At 62.1% G+C, this 5,636-nt stretch carries 5 protein-coding genes; all 5 read right to left on the bottom strand.

Features of this window, described 5'->3' with window-relative positions; all coding sequences use genetic code 11:
• A partial coding sequence (locus BFP96_RS19330) for an FGGY family carbohydrate kinase (RefSeq protein WP_256549160.1) occupies nt 1–705 on the bottom strand: 705 nt, incomplete at its 3' end.
• Nucleotides 706–707: 2 nt separating this feature from the next.
• Nucleotides 708–1,787 (bottom strand): alcohol dehydrogenase catalytic domain-containing protein, encoded by a 1,080-nt coding sequence (locus tag BFP96_RS19325; protein WP_065892582.1) that lies wholly within the window; start codon nt 1,785–1,787, stop codon nt 708–710.
• Nucleotides 1,788–1,814: 27 nt separating this feature from the next.
• On the bottom strand, nt 1,815–2,807 hold the full coding sequence (locus BFP96_RS19320; RefSeq protein ID WP_065895856.1) for an ABC transporter permease: 993 nt from the start codon (nt 2,805–2,807) through the stop codon (nt 1,815–1,817).
• On the bottom strand, nt 2,773–4,281 hold the full coding sequence (locus BFP96_RS19315) for a sugar ABC transporter ATP-binding protein (RefSeq protein WP_065936833.1): 1,509 nt from the start codon (nt 4,279–4,281) through the stop codon (nt 2,773–2,775). Before BFP96_RS19315 ends, BFP96_RS19320 begins: the two co-directional genes overlap by 35 nt.
• Nucleotides 4,282–4,343: 62 nt before the next feature.
• Complete coding sequence (locus BFP96_RS19310) at nt 4,344–5,267, bottom strand: substrate-binding domain-containing protein (protein WP_065884814.1); 924 nt, start codon at nt 5,265–5,267, stop codon at nt 4,344–4,346.
• Nucleotides 5,268–5,636: the final 369 nt, after the last annotated feature.

The raw sequence follows: 5,636 nt of genomic DNA, 5'->3' as shown, positions 1-5,636 counted from the left end.
CGTGCCCGCCTGCAGGCCCAGGCGCGCGGCCCAGTCCTGAAGCAAACCGCCCACCACCTCGCCGGAATACAGCAACCGCTCCGGCATCATCGCCGGCGGGATGCCCAGTGCATCGAGCATCTCGCCCGACCAGCCGCGCGCAACCACATCGTAGACACCGCCGATATTGCCGGCGCTGCTGTGGTCCACCGCCAGCTCGCCGGTCAGGCACCAGTTGATATAGCTGTTGGGCGGCAGCAGGTAGCGCGTGTTGGCCCACACGTCAGGCTGGTGCTGCTTGAGCCAGAGCATCTTGGTGAAGCCGTAGTAGCTGTCCAGCGAGTTGCCGGTGACCGCATACATTCGGTCCAGATCGACATTCCCACGCACCCACGCCACTTGCTCACCGGCACGACGGTCCATCCAGATCAGGCACGGGTGCAACGGTGTGATCTGCGCATCCACCGCGATTCCCGAGCCGCCGTACAGGCTGCTGATGCACAACGCCTTGACCTGTTGCGCCGCAACACCGGCCTTGAGCATGCACTGCGCCACACACGCCTCGACCGCATCCAGCCAGACCTGCGGCCATTGCTCGGCCCAGCGCACTTTCGGCGTATCCACGCGATAGCCCTGGCTGTGCTGGGCGATGATCGTGCCGTGGGCATCCACCAGCAGCGCCTTGGTGCTCTGGGTCCCTATGTCTACACCCATCACGTAGTTCATCGTCAGAGCACCGGCTTCAACAGCACCTTGATCGACTTGGTCGAGTTGGCCAGCTCGAAGGCCTCGGCGAAGTCATCCAGCGGGAAGTCATGGGTGACGATGCCTTTTGACGTGACCAGGCCGCGTTCGAACAGGTCGATGGCAATTGGGTAGCAATACGGACCCAGGTGGGCGCCGCGTACGTCCAGCTCCTTGCGGTCGCCGATGATCGACCAGTCCACGCTGGTCTCGGCGCCGAACACGCTGAATTCGACGAAGCGCCCGAGCTTGCGGATCAGGTCCAGGCCCTGGGTGACGCCGGCCGGTACGCCGGTGGTCTCGATGTACACGTCGCAGCCATAATTATCGGTAAGGCCGTTGATGATTGCGCGAGCGTTGTCCCGCGACGGGTTGATCACCACATCGGCGCCGAACTTTTTCGCCAGCTCCAGACGCTCGTCGACCATGTCGATCACCACCAGTTTCTTCGGCGTCTTCAGCGCCGCCACCTGCACCATGCACAGGCCCAGGGTGCCGGCGCCGGCAATCACCACCACGTCGTCAAGCTGGATATCGCCACGGTTGACCGTATGGATCGAGCAGGCCATGGGCTCCACCAGCGCCGAGTCTTCCAGGGACACCGACTCGGGAATCTTGTGCACGATGGCCGTCTTGGGAATGCGCATGTATTGAGCCATACCGCCCTCGGCGACCTCACGCTGAAAGCCGAAGATGTTGTGCACTTCGCACATCCAGTATTTGCCCGACTTGCAGAATCGGCACTTGCTGCAAGGCACGATCTGCTCGGCGATCACCTTGTCGCCCACCGTCACTTCGAAGTGCTCCTCGGCGCCCTCGCCCGCCTCCACCACATAGCCGAAAAACTCGTGGCCCGGCACCACAGGCGCCTTGACCCAAGGATTGTCGCCGCCCCAGAACATCGCCGCGCCGGAATGGCACTTGCAATCGCTGGCGCAGATGCCGCAGGCAGCAATGCGGATCACCAGTTCATTGGGCCGCGCCTGGGGTTTGCCGATGCGCTCCAGGCGGTAGTCTTTGGGGCCGTGGCAGACGACGGCTTGCATATCAGTGTGCTTGTCCATGGTGTTCGTTCCTGTGTGGATAGAGGGTTAGCGATGGCGCTGACGGCTGATAAAGATCGCCAGCAAAATGATTGCGCCCTTGATCACGCTCTGCACGTAAGGCGATACGCCGAGCATGTTCAAGCCGTTGTTCAAGACGCCGAGCAACATGGCGCCGAGCAAGGTGCCGATGATCACGCCGCGCCCGCCGGCAATCGACGCACCGCCCAGTACCACGGCGGCAATCGCATCCAGTTCGAACGACACACCGGCATTCGGCTGGCCGCTCATCAGGCGTGAGGTCAGCACCAGCCCGGCAATCGCTGCGGTGAGGCCACTGATGCCGTACACCAGCAATTTGAAGCGCGCCGCCCGTACCCCGGACAAGCGCACCGCCTCCTCATTGCCGCCGATGGCGTAGATGTAGCGACCGATGCGCGTGTGCTGCAGCAGCACATAGGCCGCCAGGTAAGTGAGCAGCATGATCAGAATCGGCACCTGGATGCCCAATACGCTGGCGCGGCCGAACACCGCGAACCACTCCGGCAACCCGGAAATCGGATAGCCGTCGGTGTACATCAGCCCCAGGCCCCGGGCGATGCCCATGGTCGCCAGGGTCACGATGATCGGCGGCATATGCAGGTAGGCCACGAACAGGCCGTTGCCGATGCCGAACGCCACACCCACCAGCATCCCGGCGCCGATTGCCAGGCCCGGCGGCAGCCCTGCGACCATCAAGCCGGCCGTGAGCGTGCCGGACAGCGCCATCACCGGCCCCACCGACAGATCAATGCCGCCGGTAAGAATCACGCAGGTCATGCCCACCGCGATGATCGCGTTGATCGACACCTGGCGCGCAATGTTCGACAGGTTGCCGGCGGTGAGGAAGGTGTCGCTGGCGAGAATCATCACCAGGGTCACCACCACCAGCCCGACAAAGGGATAAAACGCCGGCGAGCGCAGCAACCGCGCCAGGTTCAGGCGCAACCGGCCGGTGCCTGCGGCATTAATGGACGTATTCACTTGAGCCCCCTGTTGCATGGCGCATGACCTCTTGAGGATTGACGGCGGACGCTTCCAGCACCTTGACGATCGCGCCCTTGTGGAACACCGCGACGCGGTCGCACATGCCGATGACTTCCGGCAGTTCGGAGGAAATCATGATGATCGCGTAGCCCTGTTCGGTGAGGCTGCGCATCAGCGCGTAGATCTGCGCCTTGGCGCCGACATCGATGCCCCGGGTGGGTTCGTCGAACACCAGCACGTCGCAGTGGTGGTTGATCCAGCGGGCAATCACCACCTTTTGCTGGTTGCCGCCGCTGAGGTTGAACACGCGGCTTTCCGCGCTGGGCGCCTTGATCGACAGCTGGCGCATCAGCGCTTCGACGCTGGCGCATTCCCTGGCCTTGTCGATCAGGCCCGCGGCGTTCTGGTATTTGGGCAGGTTGTTCAACGAGATATTTTCGCGAATGCTGAAGTCGGTGATCAGCCCTTCGCTCTTGCGGCTCTCCGGCAGCAGGCCGATGCCATGGGCCAGCGCCTGGGCCGGGTCGTCGAGGCTGACCTTTTCGCCGCGCAGCCACACGTCTTTGCTCACCGAGGGCAGCGCGCCCATCATGCCCAGGGCCAGTTCGGTGCGACCGGAACCGACCAGGCCGGCAAAGCCGAGGATTTCACCGCTGTGCAAGTCAAAGCGGTTATGCGGGCCGTTGCGCACCAGCTGGATGTCCTTGACCTCCAGCAGCAAAGGCCCGCGTGCGGTGCTGGGCTTGGGCGGGAAACTGCATTCCAGGCGGCGGCCGACCATCATCTCGACCAGACGGTCGATATCGCTGTCGGCCACGGCGGTGACGCCTGCATTGCCGCCATCGCGCAACACACTGATGCGGTCGCACACCTGGAAAATCTCCTCCAGATGGTGCGAGATGAAAATCACTGCCACGCCCTGGCGCTTGAGTTCGCGCATGATCTCGAACAGCAGCTCGGCCTCGCTGGGCGTCAGCGTTGCGGTAGGTTCATCGAGCACCAGCAAACGCGCATCCAGGGCCAGGGCCTTGGCGATCTCGACGAACTGCTGCTCGGCCACGCTCAGGTGCCTGACGGCGCATTCCAGGTTAATCGACACGCCCAGGCGCTTGAACAACGCCTGGCAGGCCTCAAGCATTTCGCGTTTACGCAACAGGCCGAAGCGGTTGCTCAGCTCATGGCCGAGGAAGATATTTTCCACCGCTGTGAGGTAGGGAATCAGGCTGAATTCCTGGAACACAATGCCGATGCCGGCGGCAATCGCATCACGGTAGGTCGCAAATTGCCGGGGCTGGCCGTCGATCAGGATCTGCCCTTCGTCCTGATGCTCGACGCCGCCGAGGATCTTCATCAGGGTGGATTTGCCCGCGCCGTTCTCCCCGAGCAACGCGTGGATTTCGCCGCGCTCCACTTGCAGGTTGATGGACTGGAGGGCCTGCACCCCCGGGTAACGCTTACAGATATTTTCCAGCTTCAGAAGACTGCTCATACCGAAGGCCTCGCACTCAGAAGGAAGACCGGCGCCCCACGGCGGACGTGGGGCGCAGGGGTTTACCAGCTGAAGTTCCCGGCCTTGGCCTGGTCGATCAGGGTGATGTCCACCGGGATCGTGGCGGGCACTTGCGAGCCCCACTTCCTGGCCAGGGCTATGCCCAGGGCCAGGCGGATCTGGTCACGGGGGTATTGGGCCGAGGTGGCGATGAACTTGCTGCCGGGTTTCTGGATCGCCTTGATCGCTTCCGGCGCACCGTCGACGCTCACCAGCTTCACATCCATGCCGCTGGCTTCGATGGCCGACAGCGCGCCGAGGGAGCCGTTATCGTTCACGCTGAAAATGCCCTTGAGGGTGGGCTGGGCCTGCAACATGTTTTCGGTGACGGTCAGCGCCTGGTCACGTTCCTGCTTGCCGTTCTGGATGCTGACAATCTTGATGTCCGGGTGCTTGGCCACCGCCTCCTTGCAACCGCGCACACGTTCGAGGATCGGCACCACGGCAATGCCGTCGAGGATGGCGATATTGCCTTTGTCGCCGATGTGCCTGGCTAGGTACTCACAGGCCTGGAAACCGGCATCGAAGTTTTTCGAGCCGACGAAAGAATCCAGCGGGCCCTCCGCCTGGGCGTCCACTGCCACTACGACCACACCGGCAGCATGGGCGGACTTGACCGCCGATTGCACACCGACCGAGTCGGTCGGGTTGATCAGCAGGATATCGATGCCTTTTTGCAGCATGTCTTCAACGTCACTGACCTGCTTGGACACGTCATGCCGGGCGTCGGTAATGATCAGTGTCGCCCCGATGCTCGCGCCGGCTTCTTCCAGGGCGTTCTTCATGGTGACGAAATAGGGGTTGTTGATCTCCTGGAAGGAGGCGCCGATGCGGATCGGCTTGGCGGCTTCGGCAAACACAGGGGAAACGCTGCCCAGAGTGATGCTGGCAGCCAATAAACACAGGGTTTTCGGGAGCATTTTCATGGCGTGGGTCTCTGTTTTGTTTTTATTTTTAGAGCAAATGTTATCGTTAACATTTTGCCAGAAGCTAACAAGGAAATTAGGTCCGCGCAAGGGGCCATTGGTCAGACTCGATCCAAATGTGGGAGGGGCGGTGCGACGATTCGACTTGCCCCCGACGGCGATATATCAGTTTGCAATGCATTTACTGACACTGCCTCATCGGGGCATAGGCATCTACGCAACTCAGCAGCGCCCAACCGTACCCACGATGCGAAGCGAGTCGCTCTTGATCTTGCTCTGCTTTTGATCTTGATCTCAGGCGCCCCGTTAAACCACGCTGGCCGAACGCAGGCTTGAATCCGTGGGTAACCCGGCAGGACGCCGGGTTAG

The organism is Pseudomonas sp. 34 E 7 (assembly GCF_900005715.1).
Lineage (GTDB): Bacteria > Pseudomonadota > Gammaproteobacteria > Pseudomonadales > Pseudomonadaceae > Aquipseudomonas > Aquipseudomonas orientalis_A.
This window is presented reverse-complemented; position numbering and strand designations above follow the sequence as displayed.